This is a genomic window from Streptomyces sp. DH12 (assembly GCF_020873895.1).
GTDB lineage: Bacteria > Actinomycetota > Actinomycetes > Streptomycetales > Streptomycetaceae > Streptomyces.
Genome location: NZ_JAHWGT010001089.1, coordinates 1 through 450, shown reverse-complemented (window position 1 = coordinate 450; position 450 = coordinate 1). Strand labels below are relative to the sequence as shown.

The window sequence follows — 450 nt, the reverse complement described above, 5'->3', positions numbered from 1 at the left end:
CGACGTCCGAAACCCGTACCTCCACCGTCGGGTACCGCTCGGACAGCCGGGCGTCGAAGTAGATCATCCCCTCGTCGAGGATCGCGCCGGTCGCCACCATGTCCGCGACCCGCCGGTGGTACCGCTCCGGCGACTCGAACAGCTCGGTCGGCCCCGCCGACGGCCACCGCTGCCACACCCGGCTGCGGTAGCTGGCGTACCCCGAGTCCTTGCCCTGCCAGAACGGCGAGTTCGCACTCAGCGCGGTCAGTACCGCCAGCCACGGCCGCAGCCGGTCGAGAACGGCGACGCCCTCCTCGTCGGACTCCACCGACACATGCACGTGACAGCCCAGGACGAGCTGCTCACGGGTGGCGATGCCGTACTGCCGCTCCATCCACCGGTACCGCTCGTTGACGCCGACCGCCGGGCTGACCGGCAGCGGCGACGTGGCCAGCGCGGCGACCGTGC

At 71.6% G+C, this 450-nt stretch carries 1 protein-coding gene; it reads right to left on the bottom strand.

Annotated elements, in window-relative coordinates; all coding sequences use genetic code 11:
* On the bottom strand, window positions 1-450 hold a 450-nt coding region (locus LPA54_RS38660), incomplete at both ends, for a YbdK family carboxylate-amine ligase (protein ID WP_228985061.1).